Annotated in this window: 14 protein-coding genes; 5 read left to right on the forward strand and 9 right to left on the reverse strand. The window is 67.9% G+C overall.

The genetic code is table 11. The annotated features are described in order from the left end of the window. Positions 1-236: 236 nt before the first annotated feature. Positions 237-4,202: a type VII secretion protein EccCa gene (gene eccCa / locus AB0946_RS25445; protein ID WP_366762970.1), complete on the forward strand. Its 3,966-nt coding sequence runs from the start codon at positions 237-239 to the stop codon at positions 4,200-4,202. A gap of 73 nt (positions 4,203-4,275) precedes the next feature. On the opposite strand, the gene AB0946_RS25450 is transcribed toward eccCa, so the two are convergent. The 7 genes from AB0946_RS25450 to AB0946_RS25480 all read right to left on the reverse strand — a co-directional run bounded on the left by AB0946_RS25450 (position 4,276) and on the right by AB0946_RS25480 (position 9,709). Next, positions 4,276-4,857 carry a PQQ-binding-like beta-propeller repeat protein gene (locus tag AB0946_RS25450; protein WP_366762971.1) on the reverse strand — a complete coding sequence of 194 codons (582 nt, stop codon included), beginning with the start codon at positions 4,855-4,857 and terminating at the stop codon, positions 4,276-4,278. Between the two features lie 23 nt (positions 4,858-4,880). Next, the gene (locus AB0946_RS25455) at positions 4,881-5,192 is read right to left on the reverse strand and encodes a hypothetical protein (RefSeq protein WP_366762972.1); all 312 of its coding nucleotides are present in this window, start codon (positions 5,190-5,192) and stop codon (positions 4,881-4,883) included. 125 nt (positions 5,193-5,317) lie between these two features. After that, positions 5,318-5,620 carry a WXG100 family type VII secretion target gene (locus tag AB0946_RS25460; RefSeq protein WP_356130780.1) on the reverse strand — a complete coding sequence of 101 codons (303 nt, stop codon included), beginning with the start codon at positions 5,618-5,620 and terminating at the stop codon, positions 5,318-5,320. A gap of 38 nt (positions 5,621-5,658) precedes the next feature. Continuing rightward, positions 5,659-6,000 (reverse strand): WXG100 family type VII secretion target, encoded by a 342-nt coding sequence (locus AB0946_RS25465; protein WP_356130778.1) that lies wholly within the window; start codon positions 5,998-6,000, stop codon positions 5,659-5,661. Positions 6,001-6,118: 118 nt separating this feature from the next. Continuing rightward, positions 6,119-7,282, reverse strand: a complete 1,164-nt coding sequence (locus AB0946_RS25470) for a S8 family serine peptidase (protein ID WP_366763113.1) — start codon at positions 7,280-7,282, stop codon at positions 6,119-6,121. Positions 7,283-7,437: 155 nt separating this feature from the next. Further along, positions 7,438-9,303: a hypothetical protein gene (locus tag AB0946_RS25475; protein WP_366762973.1), complete on the reverse strand. Its 1,866-nt coding sequence runs from the start codon at positions 9,301-9,303 to the stop codon at positions 7,438-7,440. After that, positions 9,266-9,709 carry a hypothetical protein gene (locus AB0946_RS25480; RefSeq protein ID WP_366762974.1) on the reverse strand — a complete coding sequence of 148 codons (444 nt, stop codon included), beginning with the start codon at positions 9,707-9,709 and terminating at the stop codon, positions 9,266-9,268. The genes AB0946_RS25475 and AB0946_RS25480 overlap by 38 nt, the downstream gene beginning before the upstream one ends. 536 nt (positions 9,710-10,245) lie before the next feature. On the opposite strand from AB0946_RS25480, the gene AB0946_RS25485 reads away from it, so the two are divergent. The 4 genes from AB0946_RS25485 (at position 10,246) to AB0946_RS25500 (ending at position 14,282) form a co-directional block, all read left to right on the forward strand. Further along, the gene (locus AB0946_RS25485) at positions 10,246-10,761 is read left to right on the forward strand and encodes a hypothetical protein (RefSeq protein ID WP_366762975.1); all 516 of its coding nucleotides are present in this window, start codon (positions 10,246-10,248) and stop codon (positions 10,759-10,761) included. 68 nt (positions 10,762-10,829) lie between these two features. Continuing rightward, positions 10,830-13,124 (forward strand): hypothetical protein, encoded by a 2,295-nt coding sequence (locus tag AB0946_RS25490; protein WP_366762976.1) that lies wholly within the window; start codon positions 10,830-10,832, stop codon positions 13,122-13,124. Next, complete coding sequence (locus tag AB0946_RS25495) at positions 13,124-13,681, forward strand: hypothetical protein (RefSeq protein ID WP_366762977.1); 558 nt, start codon at positions 13,124-13,126, stop codon at positions 13,679-13,681. The genes AB0946_RS25490 and AB0946_RS25495 overlap by 1 nt, the downstream gene beginning before the upstream one ends. Further along, complete coding sequence (locus AB0946_RS25500; protein WP_366762978.1) at positions 13,668-14,282, forward strand: hypothetical protein; 615 nt, start codon at positions 13,668-13,670, stop codon at positions 14,280-14,282. The genes AB0946_RS25495 and AB0946_RS25500 overlap by 14 nt, the downstream gene beginning before the upstream one ends. Before the next feature lie 108 nt (positions 14,283-14,390). Here the strand turns inward: AB0946_RS25500 and AB0946_RS25505 are convergent, their stop codons facing one another. Together AB0946_RS25505 and mycP are read right to left on the reverse strand one after the other, a co-directional pair. Beyond that, positions 14,391-14,990, reverse strand: a complete 600-nt coding sequence (locus AB0946_RS25505) for a hypothetical protein (protein WP_366762979.1) — start codon at positions 14,988-14,990, stop codon at positions 14,391-14,393. After that, positions 14,987-16,228 (reverse strand): type VII secretion-associated serine protease mycosin, encoded by a 1,242-nt coding sequence (gene mycP / locus AB0946_RS25510; RefSeq protein ID WP_366762980.1) that lies wholly within the window; start codon positions 16,226-16,228, stop codon positions 14,987-14,989. Before mycP ends, AB0946_RS25505 begins: the two co-directional genes overlap by 4 nt. Between the last annotated feature and the right edge of the window lie 10 nt (positions 16,229-16,238).

Genomic DNA, 16,238 nt, shown 5'->3' on the forward strand with positions numbered 1-16,238 from the left:
CGCCCGCTGCGCGGCGGCCGGGGTGCCGGGCACCGGTGTTCCGGGGGGCTGCCGCCTCGGCATCAAGGCGGTTGCCCCGGTTTGTCCGCACTGTTCGGCGTGTGCTCACGCGAACATCCGGCACCCTACCGCTCACCCGTGTCGCGTGAACTCAGTAGGATCACGCGGCGGCCTGCGCTCGCCGGACACGGGGCGGTGGGCGGAACGCCTGGGTCGGGCAAGGGAATTGGTGAGCAGTGAGCCAGATTGTCGTGAAGCGCCCCCCTAGGGCGCTGCCGTCCGAAGTGCCCGCGGAAGAGGTCGTTGTCCAGCCACCGCCCGAACTGCCGCGGGGTCATCAGGAAAGCGTTCTGATGCAGCTCCTGCCCACACTGGGCATGGGCGGTTCGGTGGTCTTCTTCTTCACGAACGGCCAGCCGTTCATGAAGATCATGGGCATGATCATGATCGCCTCGACGGTGGCGATGTCCATCGCGATGGTGGTCCGCTTCCGCCGCGGCTCACAGGGCCAGCTGGCCGACATGCGCCGCGACTACCTCAGCTACCTGTCGCAGGCGCGCAAGTCCGCCGTTCAGACGGCGAAGGCGCAGCGGGACGCGCAGTACTACCTGCACCCCTCCCCCGAACAGTTGTGGGCGCTCGTCGCCGAGGGCAGCCGGGTGTGGGAACGGCGGCCCGGCGACGAGGACTTCGCGCACGTCCGCGTCGGCCTGGGCCCGCAGCCGCTGGCGACACCGCTCATCGCCCCGGAGACGGGTCCCGTCGAGCAACTGGAGCCCCTGACCGCCGGCGCCATGCAGCGGTTCCTCGCCGCGCACAACACCGTCGGCGACCTGCCGATGGCGGTGTCGTTGCGCGCCTTCTACCACGTGACGGTCAGCGGTGAACCACAGTATGTACGGGCCTCGGCCCGCGCCCTGGTCGGCTCGCTCGCCTCGCTGCACTCCCCCGAGGATCTGGTCATCGCGGTGGCCGCGGGCCGCGAGGCACTGCCGCACTGGGACTGGGCGAAGTGGCTGCCGCACGCGCAGGCGCCCGGCGCCGTGGACGGCGCGGGTACCCGCCGGCTGATCGGCACCGACCCGCGCGAGCTGGAGGACCTGCTCGTCTCCCGGCTGACCGGCCGGCCGCGCTTCCACCCCGGCGCCGCGCCGTTGCTGGACGAGCCGCACATCGTGCTCGTACTGGACGACGTGTCCTTGCTGCCGGACTCGGTGCTCGCCAACCCGGAGGGGCTGCAGGGCGTCACGGTGCTCGAAGTGGTACCGGGCGATCTGACGACGGCCGGCGGTGACCTGTCCATCGTCGTGCAGCCCGGCTTGCTGCGCCTGGAGTCCGGGCACGGCGAGGTCTACGAGGGCAGTCCGGACGCCCTCTCCTACGAGACGGCCGAGGCTCTGGCCCGGCAGCTGGCGCCGCTGCGGATGGCGTCGGGCGGCGACGACGACGAACCGCTGCTCGCGAACCTGGAGTTCACCGACCTGCTGGGCCTCGGTGACGCGGCGTCCGTCGACACCAAGCGGACCTGGCGGCCGCGCGCGCTCGCCGAACGGCTGCGGGTACCGATCGGCGTCGGCGAGGACGGCCGGCCCGTGATGCTCGACCTCAAGGAAGCGGCGCAGGAGGGCATGGGCCCGCACGGCCTGTGCGTCGGTGCGACGGGTTCCGGCAAGTCCGAACTGCTGCGCACCCTGGTCCTCGGGCTCGCCGTCACCCACTCCTCGGAGACGCTGAACTTCGTCCTCGCGGACTTCAAGGGTGGTGCCACCTTCGCCGGTATGTCGCAGATGCCGCACGTGGCGGCCGTCATCACCAACCTCGCGGACGATCTGACCCTGGTCGACCGGATGGGCGACTCCATCCGCGGCGAACTGAACCGCCGCCAGGAACTGCTGCGCGACGCGGGCAACTACGCCAACATCCACGACTACGAGAAGGCACGCGCGGCGGGTGCCCCGCTGCAGCCGATCCCGTCCCTCGTCCTGGTGATCGACGAGTTCAGCGAGCTGCTGACCGCCAAGCCGGACTTCATCGAGATGTTCGTGCAGATCGGCCGTATCGGCCGTTCGCTGGGCGTGCACCTGCTGCTGGCCTCGCAGCGCCTGGAGGAGGGCCGCCTGAGGGGCCTGGAGACGTACCTCTCCTACCGGATCGGCCTGCGCACCTTCTCCGCCGCCGAGTCCCGCGCCGCGCTCGGCGTCCCCGACGCCTACGAGCTCCCGAACGTCCCCGGTTCCGGCTTCCTGAAGTTCGGCACGGACGAGATGGTCCGCTTCAAGGCGGCGTACGTGTCCGGCGTGTACCGCACGGGGTCGCAGCGGACGGCCCTGCCCGGTGGGCAGCTGCCGGTGGACCGGCGGCCGGTGCTGTTCACGGCCACCGAGGTACCCGTGCAGTACACCGCGATTCCGCAGCAGCGCGCCGAGTCCGTGCCCGAGGTGGACGAGGCGCTGGCCGACACGGTCCTCGATGTGATCGTGCGCCGGCTCGAGGCGCAGGGCCCGGCGGCACACCAGGTGTGGCTGCCGCCGCTGGAGAGCCCGCCGTCGCTGGACGCGCTGCTGCCGGGCCTGGCGGCGGTGCAGGGCCGCGGCCTCACCCAGCCGAGCTACGAGGGTGCCGGCCGCCTGGTCGTGCCCGCCGGCCTGGTCGACAAGCCGTACGAGCAGCGTCGCGACCGCCTGATGCTCGACTTCTCGGGCGCGGCGGGCCACATGCAGATCATCGGCGGCCCCCAGTCCGGCAAGTCGACGCTCCTGCGCAGCCTCATCTGCTCCTTCGCCCTCACTCACACCCCCCACGAGGTGCAGTTCTACGGCCTTGACTTCGGTGGCGGCGGTATGGCCGCGGTGGACGGGCTCCCGCACGTCGGAGGCGTCGCCTCGCGCCTGGACCCGGAGCGGGTCCGCCGTACGGTCTCCGAGGTGTACGGCGTCCTGACCCGCCGCGAGGAGTACTTCCGTACGGCCGGCATCGCCTCGATCGCCGACTACCGCGCACGGCGGGCCCGGGGCGACATCTCGGTCACCGACCAGCCGTGGGGCGACGTCTTCCTGGTCATCGACGGCTGGGGCAACTTCCGCTCGGACTACGAGGGCCTGGAGCCGGCGGTCCTGGACATCGCCGCCCGCGGCCTCGGCTACGGCATCCACCTGATCATCACGGCGTCGCGTTCGATGGAGGTCCGGGCCAACCTCAAGGACCACCTCATGAACCGCCTGGAGCTCCGCCTGGGTGACGTGATGGACTCGGAGATCGACCGCAAGGTGGCGGCGAACGTCCCCGCGGGCGTTCCCGGCCGCGGTCTCTCCCCCCAGAAGCTGCACTTCATGGCGGCGGTCCCGCGCATCGACGGCCTGACCTCCGACACCGACCTGGCGGAGGCCACGGCCGCGCTGACCACGGAGGTCGGCCGCCACTGGCAGGCACCGGGTGCCCCGAAGGTCCGGCTGTTGCCGCGCCGGCTGGAGGCGGCCCAGCTGCCGTCGGGCGACCGTTTCCCGCAGCGGGGCGTCGCCTTCGCCCTGGACGAGGACAATTTGGAGCCCGTGTTCGTCGACTTCGACCAGGACCCGTTCTTCCTCATCTTCGGCGAGAGCGAGTCCGGCAAGTCCAACCTGCTGCGACTGCTGGTCAAGCAGCTGTCACTGCGGTACGGCGGCGACGAGGCGAAGTTCTTCGTGGTGGACAACCGCCGCTCGCTGCTGGACACCACCCCGGCGTCCCATCTGGCGGAGTACATCCCGATGTCCAGCCAGATGGACCACCACATGGCGGCCCTGGCCGACCTCATGCAGCGCCGGACCCCGACGGCCGATGTCACCGCGCAGCAGCTGAGGGAGCGGAGCTGGTGGCGCGGCCCGCAGGTGTTCGTCGTCATCGACGACTACGACCTGGTCTCCACGTCCAGCGGCAACCCGCTGAGCGGCCTGACGGAGATGCTGCCCTTCGCTCGTGACGTCGGCGTCCGCTTCATCATCGCCCGCTCGTCGGCGGGCGCGGGCCGTGCCTCCTACGAGCCGTTCATGCAGCGCATGAAGGAACTCGGCGCCCAGGGCGTCATCCTGGCGGGCGATCCCGGCGAGGGCGAGGTCCTCGGCGGCGTCCGACCGCGTCCGATGCCCGCGGGACGCGGGGTCTTCGTCTCGCGGAAGCGGGGCAAGCCGTTGGTCCAGACTGGTTTGGTGGATGTGGAGTACTGAAGGCGCCGGGTGAACCGGCACACCTGGGGTCGTTCAGGGTGCCGGCCGTGGCATGGGGGAGCAGCGTGGGCGGTCAGAAAACCGGCAGGGTACGCGTGGCCGAGACCGTGGGCACGGCCCCTTGGTCGAGAAGCCGGACACCGTGGCCCTGGCGAAGAATGGGGTTGTCGTGGCCTGCCCCACTCCTTCCTGCCGTGGTCGTAATACGCCTTCTCCGAGTAGGCCCGGAGCTGTTTCCCGTCGAAGACGCGGCGCGCGGGCACTGTCTTGCCGTTCCGTGCGGCGGGGAAGGGGATCGCTCCTTCGCGGGATCGTGAGCCGTCCATTCCATGCGGCCGCCGTCCTTGTTCACAGCCACGACGTGCCCGGTCGAGGTGCTCATCACCGGCCGTCCCTGATGGGCGACCGGCCTGCGCGGGATCGTCTTGCCGAAGTCCTCCTGCGCACGCAGCCGGCGGTCCTTGGTCAGGAGGTAGATCGCCTCCGCGTCCGCGATCAGCAGCATCTCGGCGTCAGCCTGTGCCGTCCACTTGGGCTTCCCGGTGGCCAGGAAGAAGGTGTGCAGCCTGCCATGGTCGTCGGCGGCCACGAAAAGCCGGTCGGACAGCGACAGGTAACGGCCCGTCACGGTCACGTCATGCGCTCCCCACAGCACCGCACGGGCGGGTAGGGGCGGACTTACCAGGCGGGCTCGCCGGGTGCTGCGAGGGCCGTGGCCGGCGCGGAGCAGGGGCCGAGGAGGTAACGGGACGCGTCGGCTTCCGCGAGGAAACGCTGCGGATCACTGCCTTGGTGCGGCAGGGACAGCAGGACGGTGTGCCGGCCGTCGGCGCTGCGGGCGATGTACCGCCGCTCGGGGACGGGCACCCTGCTACGGGGGTCGTCCAGGGAAGTGATCAGGGCGTACGGGCCGATCCGCCTCCGTGCTCCCCGCGGCTCTGCCCGCTCCTCCCCCGGCGGCCACGCCCGTGGCGCCTCTGTCGCATGCATGTCCCGTCCCCGTGTTGGTCGTTCCGCCGAGGCCCACCGGCACGACAGAGGGGTGGGCACCTCCCGTGCGTGCCCACCCCGCTGCCCGGACGTGCCGGTCGGTCCGACCGACGCGTGAAGCCGGCTTACATGAAGTAGCTGGCGGCCTTCCGGTCGCCGCCCTGGTAGTCACCGCCGGCCGCGTGCACGACCCTGCCGATGGCCTTCAGGGCCTCGTGGATGCCGTTGGCCTCACGGTCCCAGGCGGCCTGCTGCTCGGTGTACGCGTTGTGAGCCTCGCCCTCCCACATGCTGGCGACGCCGGCGACCTTGCGCTTGATGGCCTCCAGGCTCTCTTCCAGCCGCTGCGCGTGGTTGGCCAGCTGAGTGGCGGTGTCATCGAGGCTGCCGTAAGTGACTTCGAGCTCGCCGCTGTTGTTTACGCCCATGATTGCTCCGTTGCTGAGAAGTGTTGGTCTGCTGGGGATCAGTAGCTGGACAGCGCCGAGTGCGAGCCGCCGAGGTCGACGTCGATGCTCTGGACCTGCGAGCGGATCTCGTCCTCCGTGCCGTCCTTGATCTTCCGAGTGGTGCTCATGGCCTCGATGAACTTGGCGAGGATGTTGCCGATCCGGACCATGCGTTCGTTGATCTCGGTCTGCTTGGCGTTGAAGGCGCCGGCGCCGATGCCCTTCCAGTGGCCTTCGAGGCTGTCGATGATGGCCTGGAGCTCCTTGAGCTGGCCCTTGATGCCCTCGAAACGGTGCAGAAGCTCCTTTTCGAGGAGGATGATGTCCTTGTCACTTACCTTCTGGCGCTGCGTCGCCATGTCCGTGCCTTTCTCTGTGGAATGACCTTGCCGAGCGCTGAGCGTGCGTCACGCTTCAGCGCCGATGGCAAGCGGGCTGCTGCTCACTCGGCGAATGAGCAGGTGCGCGGGAGACCGCTCAGGCGTTACGGCGTGCGCGCAGCACGGCGAAACCGGCGCCTCCGACGAGTAGTACGGCGGCCACGGCGCCGATGATCACCCAGGTCTGGGTGTCGCTGCCGGAGTCGGTGTCCTCGGCGGCGGCGGACGTGGGACCGCCGGCGGAACCGGCCTCCTTGGTCGGCTTCGCCGACGCCCCGGAAGAGGGTGCGGCGGAGGAACCCCCGGCGGCCGTGATGTCCTCGTCCGGGGCTGTTCCGTTCTCGGCGGCCAGGGGATCCCTGTTCGCCGGGCCCGGATCGATGTCCTTCTTGATCAGCACTCGGCGCGGACGGATGATCCCGTAACCGAGGTACTTGCTGGGCTTGCTCCTGGGCCAGGTGCGGCCGGCGGTGTCGATGAACGAGCGGAGCACCTGGTTGGCCGTCCAGTCGGGGTGAGCGGACCAGACGAGGGCTGCGGAGGCTGAGGCGATGGCGGAGGCGTTACTCGTGCCCTCAGAGGTGCAGTACTTCGTGAAGGTGTTGTCGCACCAGCCCGGGATGTCGAGGCCCGGCGCTGCGAGGTCCGCGTGGTTCCCGTAGGAGGAGAACTTGCCCACGGTTCCGTTCTTGTCGATGGCGGCGACGCCGACAGCGTACGGATCCATGGACGGATAGTTCCGCTTGTTTCCCTTGTCCCCGTCGTTACCCGTGGACGCGAAGAGCAACTTTCCCTTGGAAGCCGCGTACTTGAGAGCTTCCTCTTCCTCCGAGTCGTAATACTGGCTTCCGTAGGACATGTTGATGATCTTGGCGTCGCTGTCAGCGGCAGCCCTGATCGCTTTTGCGGAGGTGAGGGTTTTCGCCCGCTCGTCCTCGTCCTTCAGCCGATCTGTGCCCACCCGAATCGGGATGATCTTCGCCCCGGGAGCAAGCCCCTTGATGCCACCACCGGCTCCAGTACCAGCGATCAGTTCGGCCATCGCGGTGCCATGGCCGTCGTAGTCCTGGGTGACGTGGTACTTCGCGACTTCGGGCACCTCGTCGACAAGTACCTGCCCCTTGAGTGAAGGCGTCCGCGGATTCACTCCACTGTCAATGACGGCGACCTTCACCCCCTCGCCGGTGCTGTACTTCCATATCTGCTTGGCGCCCATCGCGTCGAGGTACCACTGCTTGGACTGAACATCGTCCGCGGCCACGGCTCCCGGGGCCAGTCCCACCGATGCGATGGCCAGCGCGCCCAGTGCCGCGCAGACGGCGGACAACCGTCTCCCACCGCGCTTCGTCAGGAGGGCAGTCCTCGTACCGCGTCGGCCGGTCCCTGGCTTCATGCCTGTGTAGTCCTCGCTCGTGTTCAGTCGCTCTTCTGGGGCACATCACGCCGCTGCTGCGACGGGCGGTGCTGTTCCGTCCGGGCGGACCCACCGGCACGGCCGGTCTCACTGGTCGAACCCTGTCGACCGCCCACCGCTCCGCGACCGAGCCCTGTTGCGCCGGCCTCGGATCCCCTGGGCGAGGAACCGGCGCTGTTGCGCGACGCGCCGATGACACCCTGGGGGTTGGCCGCCGAGCGCAGTACCGCCTGGCCCGCACCGGGGTCCGCCTTGGCCGCAGGGGAACCGACGACCCCTCGCTGACCGAGAGCACCCTTGGCAGGAGTGGAGGAGGCCTGTTCCTCGGCGCCGACGACCGTACCGCGCGGGACCCGGTTGTTCGCCGCACCTCCGGGCGCACGGCCCGTGACGGGCTTGCCGCCCACGACGCCGTTCCGCGCGGGGCCGGCGGGGCCGGTCGCTCCCGTTCGTCCGCCAGGCGTGTTGGTCGTCCTCGGCGTTCCGCCGGTGACAGGCCGCCCCATGGGCGCACGCCCGGACTGGACGGGCCCCCGTGCGCCGGGCTGGCCCGCCGGTGTGGCGCGCCCCGTAGCGCGAGAAGCCTGTCCCAGCGGGCTTTGCGGCGCTCGGCCGCCGGCGCCCTGGCGTCCCGTCTGTCCCAGCGGACCCTGCTGTACACGACCGCTGGAAACGGCACGTCCCTGCTGGCCCACGGGCCCTTGCGTCACACGGCCGCTTCCGGTAGCCGAAGGACCGGATCGCCCTTGTGCGGAGACGGGCAACCGGCCGCTTGGCCCGTAGCCGGGAGTACGACCGGCGGTTGGCGCGACGGGAGGCGCCATCGGTCCCGTAGGCAGCGGAGGCACCGGGCCGCCACCGCTGGTGGACGGGACCGTGGGAACCGGAGTGCCGGGCGGTGCGGCGGGCACCTGGGGCGGCAGGGTGGTCGTGGTGTTGATCTCCGTGCCGACCTGGTGGCCGGAAGGAGTGCTGGGCGGCTCGTGTACTTCCCTCAAGGGCGGTACGTGAGCACTACCACCGGTTCCGGTCGAGGTTGCCGGCTCGGCGTGACTTCCCGCGATGCTTCCGTGGCTCGTCCTCACGCCGCCACCGAGGGAGGCAGGCGTGGACGATCCCGAGTGGACAGGCTTTTCAAGCCCCGTCGGCCTGGGCACCCCCACATCCGGAATGGGCGTATACGGCTTCGGGTCGGCCTCCAGCGCCATTCCCAGCGCGGTCGCGGACACCGAGTAGAACGACGCCAACCGGTTCATCTGGTTGATCGCCTCTTGCCGGTTCTTCTCGACCTTGAGCGCGGTGGCGTAGTCGGGATTGCTGTCGACCTGCTTCGCCTTGGGGAGTTCCGTGGGGAGCTTCTGCTCGTGCGCGGGCCGGGGGTCCCGTTCCTTGGGCATGGAACTGCGCACCGAGGCAAGCCCGGTCGCGGCGGTGGAGATCTCGGTGGCCGCGACGTCGGCGAAGGTCGCGAGGCTCTTTGTCCAGGCGATGAGGCCGTCGGTCCAGGAGCGGAACTGCTCCGCGCCCTCGCCCTCCCAGTCGACGCCCTTGAGGTGGGTCTCCAGGTCCGTCGCCGCGTCGTGGATGGCCGTGCGGGCATCCCACAGGACCTTGCTCGCCGTCTCCAAGTGCTCGGGGTTGGCGTGATGGACCAGGTCGAGCATCGCGTTGAGCTTGTGGTTCTCGAAGTCGGTCTTGCCCGCGGACAGAGCCGCCCCGATCGGCGTGCCCCGGAACCCGTTCTGCAGACGACTGAGCGCGTTGACGAAGCCGACCTGGCGGTTGGCCTGCTCGACGTCGGTCTTGTACTCGGGCTTCTGCTGCCAGTTGTCAGCCAATGGAACCTGCCCCCGCAGACTTGTCGTCACCGGCGTGCTCAGCGGCCTTGCCAGGCTTCTCCCCGGCGTGCTCGTCCTTCGACTGCGTCGCCTTGTGGTGCTCCTCGTCGAGGTGCGAGCGAATCTCCCAGAACCGACGCCGCACCTCGTCCTCCGTACCGTCGTACGTGACGTCGGCCGCGTGCGCCGCGAGTGTAAGAGCCTCGATCTGCAGGCCCAGGTTCTTCGACAGCGAGGTGAGGCGTTCGTGCACCTGCTCGTACTTGCCGTGCAACTCGGTCGCCTCATGGAAGGGGATGTTCGAGCCACTGAACGAGGCGGCGCTGAGCGTGTGCTGTGCCAGTCTGGACGGACTGCCCGGAGCGCCTTCGAACGCCGTCAGCGCGTCGTCCACCTTCCTCTTGAACTTCGCCAGCGCATCGATGCCACGCCTCATACCCGAGCCGCTACCGCCACTCACCGCGACCCCTTCCCCGTTCCCCGTTTTGTACAGCTGGACAGACCAAGCGGCACACGGCCGCACCTTCCGATCTATCGCTGACCACTGTAGTCACTGTGCACATGGCGGCCAACTGAACTCTGCGACAGTTCAGTTGCGGTCATGTCCCGAAGAGACCGACTCAGCACCAACCGAAACCGACAATGTGTCCAATACTGACGGAATGAGTCGGAACATCTACGCAGAAGCTTCACAGGCAGTGAGGGTCGGAGAGGCGTCGAAGGAAGCCGTCGGGCAACTTTGCAATCACAAAACTCACCCGGGAGCAGGCGACCTGACCTTGCCGAACAGTTCGACCGCCGACTCGGGTGACGACCCGCCAGACATACCCCGCCAGGGAGCCGCGAAGCGTACCTCCGTCGAATTTTCACAGCCGACATACAGCTCATAGCGGACATGGTGCAAATTTTCCTCAGCGCGGGTTGCTAGCTTGACCCCGGCATCGGAGCGACCACGGGGGAAGGGGCCCTTCCATGGCATGGGACGAATGGGAGCAGCTCAAGGCAGAGGCTGCCCAGGGGCAGTCGGCGCACATGCAGCTCAACCATGTCGACGGGGGCGGTGGTACCTACGGCCCCTACGTCCTCCCGAGCAAGACCGGTGACCTCAAGGTGGGCCACGGCGATCTGGTCAAGATCGGTAGCGCGGCCCACCGCCTCTACGACCAGCTCTGGGACAAGGCCCGCGTGGCCACCCCCAGCAGCGACAGCGCGGCCGGTGACCTCTCCAAGCAGGGGTTCGCCCTCGGTGCCGGACTCCAGCATGTGTCGAATCGCTGGGAGGAGCAGCTGAAGTCCCTGATGGACGCCTGCGCCCAGATCTCCAACCACATGCAGGTCACCAAGACGGTGCACGCCAACGACGAGAGCTACATCCAGCGGCAGATGAGCAGCATCGACGCCTTGGACGACGGGTTCGACGAGCGGGTGGGGGCGCCGGGCGAGAGGAACGACTACGGGGACGACGGCAAGGCCAAGAAGAAGGAGTAGCGGCGTCCGCCTGATCACGGCGCAGACGATCACATCATCAGGCACCGCTGACCCTGGGACGACCACCAATGGACTTCAACGCCCTGTACCACGCCAACTTCAAGCTGCTCGATGACGCTGTCACCGACTGGTCGACGCTCGTCAGGCACCTTGCAGACCTGAAAAAGGACGCCGAGGACGGCCTGCACAAGGCCGCGATCAAGGCTGACTGGGCCGGTGTGAACGCCCAGGTCTCCAAAGAGTTCATCGGCAAGACGGCCGGCGAGTTCGCCGATGCCCACACGCAGGCCGACACCATCTACAAGATCCTGCTCGACACCCGGGACGAGCTGAAGAACTATCATCAGCAGCTGACCGATGCCGTCTCCCGCGGCCAGAAGAAGCACCTGATCGTCACGGACACCGGCAAGGGCAGCTTCACGGTCACCGGCACCACCCGCCCCGACTGGGCTTCCGACCCGAGCGGCAACAAGAGCGCAACCAGCCAAAAGGATGCCGACGAACTCCGGAACGAGATCCAGAGCATCCTCAGCAAGGCCACGGAGAGCGACAACACGGCGAAGGACGTCCTCATGACGCTCGTCGACCAGGCGAAGATGGGCTTCTCCGACGCCAGCTACAAGGACCGGGATGCGGCGGCCGCCGCCGTCAAGGAGGCCGACGAGCTGGCGAAGCTCGCGAAGAAGGACCCAGACGACCTGTCCGTGAAGGACTTCGACCGACTCAACGCGGGGCTGAAGAAATACCACGACGATCCGCTGTTCTCGGAGCGGTTCGCGAAAGGTCTGGGTCCGGAGAATACTCTGTCTTTCTGGGCCAACGTCAGCGACGCCCAGGTCACACCCGAGATCTTCCATGCACGACGCGAGCAACTGGGTGAGTTGCAGAAGAACCTCGGCCTCACCCTCGCCAGCGCCAGCCAGAGCGACACAGCCGACATGTCCGAATGGAAGCGGCACATGGTCGACATCGGCGACCAACCAGTGCAGGGCAAGCGCGGCAACATCCTCGGCTTCCAGGTCATGAGCAACCTCATGCGGGCCGGTGACTACGACGACGACTTCATGAAGCAGTACGGCAAGAGCCTCATGGAGACGGAGCGCAAGTTCACGAGCGACGGCAAGCACGCGGCCTGGCAGCGGCTTGGGTTCGATCCGTACCTCAACCACATGGCCGGTGACTCCGGCTTCGACCCCATGTCGGGCTATCTGAAGGGCCTCTCCAACAGCCCCGCAGCCGCGACCGACTTCTTCAACGACGACTTCATCTCGAAGGACGGCGATCACAAACACGCCGTCTCCAACTTCAAGTACCTCTTCGAGGAACGTCACTGGCCCCACGAGAGCAACAGTGACCTGAGCCACGGCGAGAGCACGGACGGCCGTAACAACCTTGCATCGGCGCTGGAGGCCGCCGCCACGGGACACCCCGCGGGTGAACTGCCCACCGGTGACACGCCAGCGCACAATCCAGGTCAGGCCAAGCTGTTCGAGGACATCGTGTCTTCGATCTCGGACGACAACGGGCGCCTCACGGACCACAGTTACATGTCGGACAGCATCGGCCAGATCGCCTCGGAGTACCTTCCCGACATCGACCGTGCCACAACTGATGTGGACAGGCACCCGGGGAAGACCGACGCGGCCGGCCAAGCCGCATGGGAACGCCTCCAGAAGCTGTACCCCGTTCAGGGCACGGCCGCCGAGGTGAGCCACAGCGATGTCTCACGGTTCCTCTTCGCCGTCGGCCAGGACCCCCACGGTTATGCCGCGGTCGAGGTGGGCCAGAAGGCGTACATGGGGAAGTTGATGGAGTACCACCTGAACCCGGACCTGCCGGAGAGTCAACGACCCGATCGAGATGTGGAACTCACGGTCCGGGACATCGCCCGCCACTCCGGCCAGGTGTCAGGAACCCTGGCGATGGGGCGTAATGAGGCCGTAGCGGGACCAGCCGACGTCAAGGACAAGGATTTCGACCACTCGGTGGCCCAGTGGAAGAACTTCCTGTCCGGGACGGTCGGAACCGGCGTCGGTGTCGGAACCTCCTTCATTGCTTCGCCAGCGGTCGGGGCCGGCGTGGGCGGCGCCGCCGGAACCGCGACCAGCATGATGCTTGAGGAGCTTTTCAAGGACGCCGAAGGCAGCGCCAAGGATGATGCCGGTGCCAAGATCGGCAAGGATTGGGAGAACGGCAACCAGGCCAACATGAAGTACACCAGTGCAGCCGCCTTCAATGCGGCCAAGCAATACCACCTGAGCGGCGATGTGGCCACATGGGCGGAACAGTCTTCTTCCCAGGGCTTCCTGGAAGGCGGCGGTTACATGGAGCGAGTCGGCGCCGAGCTGGTCACGGACATCTGATGCCCGAGGCGAACCGAGCGAAGAAGGCTGGGTACTCAATGGCTTGGCGAACTCTGGCAGCCACGGCGGCAGTGGTGGCGTTGGGCACGATCACCGGATGCTCGGAGCCACATGCCAAGACGGAGTACGACGCGCCCAGGGCGCTCTGCGGTACTCCGGTGAATCCCGACCTGGTTTCCCCCTTCCTGCCTTCAGGTAAGGAGATCAAGGTCAGGGAGACGCACCCGGTACCTTCCAGGACGATCTGCCGGGTGGACGTCGACGGCAGGTGGGTGCTGATGGCCAATACGGAATGGTGGCGAGAGGACGTGTCCAGCAGCACGGTCGCGTCCGCCAACGCACAGCTCAGAAAGGCGCAGTTGTCTCCCGATGGCGACTACTACAGTGCGACGGGTTCCGTGAAGCTGGTCAAGGGCTGTAAGAGCTCGGCCCACTCCCGGCAGTTGCTGTACACCTCGTTGCAGATCTCCAACGCGGACCTCGGCGACACTCCAGCCATGAAGAAGTTGGCGACCGCATACACCGACGCCGTAGGACGGTCCGATGCATGCTCGTAAGACGGCTCTGGCTGTCATGGCATCCCTTGCCCTGCTGAGCGGATGCGGCGGCGAGCACTCAGGCGAATCGACCCCACTCGACGCCAGTCAGGCGGAAGCAGTGCTGCCTGATGCCGCGTCCCTGCCGGGATGGAAAGCATCCGCGGAGCCGGTCGCCTACTCGCTCAAGAAGGCCAAGGCCCTGGGAGTCGGTCGGTGTTACGAGGGCACGCGACAGGACTCCTGTGCGCAGGTTCGCTTCTTCGGAAGTTCGGCCTTTCACCAGCAGGGGAAACCGGAGATCTCTTTCATCGTCCAGGCCTATCGCGACGACGCCTCAGCGCGAGCCGCTTACGGAACTGTCTGGCAGGCGTGGAAGCATCAGGTACCGGCAGCGCGGGCCGTGTCGACTGGGGAACTCGGCGATCAGCGGGACGGTGTCATCGGTCGAGATGCATCGATGATCGAGGGATCGAAGGGTGCGCTGATCCAGGTGCGGGTGGGCAGCGTCATCATGCTGTCGATGGCGACGGCTGGCCCGCAGGTCGACATGGCGGACTCATTCCTGAACCGCTTCGCGCATGTTTTCGCGCAGCGGGCCACGCGGGTGCAGGCGGGGTAAGAAGCCGTCGCAGGCACGCACAGCAGAAGCGAAGTGTGACGCGCCGTCCAAGGTGACGCCGTGAGCATGCCTGGCTGTCCACGGCAGCGGCCGCGGCGCCACGGTGGCTCAGCACTCCCCCGCGCGGCTCGTCACCCTCAAGACGTATCTGTATTGCGGGTATGACTTGCCGGCGATCCCCGGAGCCTCGTAGTCGCCGCTCTTGTCGCGCCTCAGGCGGACGTGCAGGCAGAACACCGACGGTGTGCCATCCGCCGTGACGGTGTAGTAAGCCTCGTCGGACGCGTCCGGGCCGGTCGCCTCGGCGTCCACGCCGAAGCGCGGGGAGTCGCCGCCGCCGTGTTCGGCTACCGTGTCCTCGACCTTCAGGGCGTAGTCGCCGCCGGAGTCCACCGACGGAGCCTCGTGCGGACCGACATAGAGAGTGTCGCCGTCCAGGTCGTCCGTGGCGCCTCTGACCGCACTGGTCAGTTCCTCGGAGCTCCACTCGGCATCGTCGGTCAGGGCAATGCTCTGGAATCCGTAGTAGATGCCGAACGCGGCCATCGTGAGCAGGAGAACGCGGGCCACGGTGAAGGAACTGTCGGGGATCTCCGGAGCCGAAGGGTTTACGGCCTCCCGCCAGGCACGTACGCGGTTCGCCCGGACACAGGTCATGGCTATGAGGACAGTGGCCAGGGCGAACAGCAGGACCGTCATGGACGTCATGGCCGGCTAACCATGGCACGACGCCTGCGCCGCGCGTCCCGCACGGCCACCGCTCCTCCGCCCAGTCCCACCACCACTACCGCCACGCCGATCGCGACGTACGTCGCGACGCGGGCCGTGCGTTCCTGTGGAGTTTCGCCCAGGGTGAGTGTGGCGGGGGCGGGTGCCTCCGCACGGGTGAGGCCGGCGTCGGGGCGGGGGGACTCGATCGGGTGATCGTCCTCCGTGAGGGCGCGCACCGGATCCACCACGCCCCAGCCGACCCGGATGTCGTGGCCGGCGATGGACCGTTCGGCTGTCTGCTCGATCTGGGCCACGATCTCACGGGGCGTCCAGTCGGCGTGCTTGGCCTTGATCAGCGCGGCCACGCCGGCCACGAACGGGGCGGAGAAGCTGGTGCCGTTGTCCGGGCAGTGGCCGCCCTTCGGAACGGTGGAGATCATGTCGACGCCCGGGGCCGCCACACCGACGAAATCGCCCGACTGGGAGAAGGCCGCGCGTTCGTTGTTGCGGTCGGACGCGGCCACGGCGAGCACGCCGTCGTAAGAGGCGGGGTAGGTCCTCTTCTGGTTGCCCCCCAGGCCGTCGTTGCCCGCGGAGGCGACCACGACGATGCCGGCCGCCAGTGCTTCGTCCACTGCCCGGTGCAGGTCCTCGTCCGGGGCGATGGCGTTCGACGTGTCCTGCGAGATGTTGATGACGTCGGCCTTGACCCTGATCGCGTGCCGGATCGCCTGGGCGAGGGTGCCGGCCGTGCCGTTTCCCTCCGCGTCGTTCTGTTTGATCGGGATGATGGTGGCCTCGGGGGCGAGCCCGACGAAGCCCGTGCCCTTCATGGGGCGGGCGGCGATGATGCCCGCCACGCGCGTGCCGTGGCCCACCGTGTCCGTCGTGCCCGTGTTGTTGCCCCGGTCGATCGGCTCTCCCTTGCTGTCCTTGCGCGGCAGGAAGTTGTGGCCCAGGGACTTGTCGACGGCACGGGTCAGCTGGGGGTTGGCCGTGTCGACGCCCGTGTCGATGACGGCGACCTTGACGTTCTTGCCCTTCGACTGGCTCCACAGCTCGTCGAGGTTGACGCGTTGCAGGGACCAGGGCGTACCGGCGTACTTGTGGTTCGTCCTGGAGAACGTGCACTGGTCGGAGGCGGAGTCCGCCGTGGCCATCGGCGCCGCCAGCAGGGTCGCGGCCACGGCCGTGGTCGTCACCAGGGTCGTACGGGTGCGGAGCGTGGACGTCATCGTCGTACCC

The organism is Streptomyces sp. NPDC046870, from assembly GCF_040704595.1.
Classification (GTDB): domain Bacteria; phylum Actinomycetota; class Actinomycetes; order Streptomycetales; family Streptomycetaceae; genus Streptomyces; species Streptomyces argyrophylli.

Bases quoted from the DNA above. Each gene is read 5' to 3' on its own strand.
- AB0946_RS25465 (WP_356130778.1), bottom strand. From the start codon at position 6,000: ATGGCGACGCAGCGCCAGAAGGTAAGTGACAAGGACATCATCCTCCTC.
- AB0946_RS25480 (WP_366762974.1), bottom strand. From the start codon at position 9,709: ATGAGGCGTGGCATCGATGCGCTGGCGAAGTTCAAGAGGAAGGTGGAC.
- mycP (WP_366762980.1), bottom strand. From the start codon at position 16,228: ATGACGTCCACGCTCCGCACCCGTACGACCCTGGTGACGACCACGGCC.
- AB0946_RS25455 (WP_366762972.1), bottom strand. From the start codon at position 5,192: ATGCATGCGACAGAGGCGCCACGGGCGTGGCCGCCGGGGGAGGAGCGG.
- AB0946_RS25460 (WP_356130780.1), bottom strand. From the start codon at position 5,620: ATGGGCGTAAACAACAGCGGCGAGCTCGAAGTCACTTACGGCAGCCTC.
- AB0946_RS25505 (WP_366762979.1), bottom strand. From the start codon at position 14,990: ATGACGTCCATGACGGTCCTGCTGTTCGCCCTGGCCACTGTCCTCATA.
- AB0946_RS25490 (WP_366762976.1), top strand. From the start codon at position 10,830: ATGGACTTCAACGCCCTGTACCACGCCAACTTCAAGCTGCTCGATGAC.
- AB0946_RS25495 (WP_366762977.1), top strand. From the start codon at position 13,124: ATGCCCGAGGCGAACCGAGCGAAGAAGGCTGGGTACTCAATGGCTTGG.
- AB0946_RS25500 (WP_366762978.1), top strand. From the start codon at position 13,668: ATGCATGCTCGTAAGACGGCTCTGGCTGTCATGGCATCCCTTGCCCTG.
- AB0946_RS25485 (WP_366762975.1), top strand. From the start codon at position 10,246: ATGGCATGGGACGAATGGGAGCAGCTCAAGGCAGAGGCTGCCCAGGGG.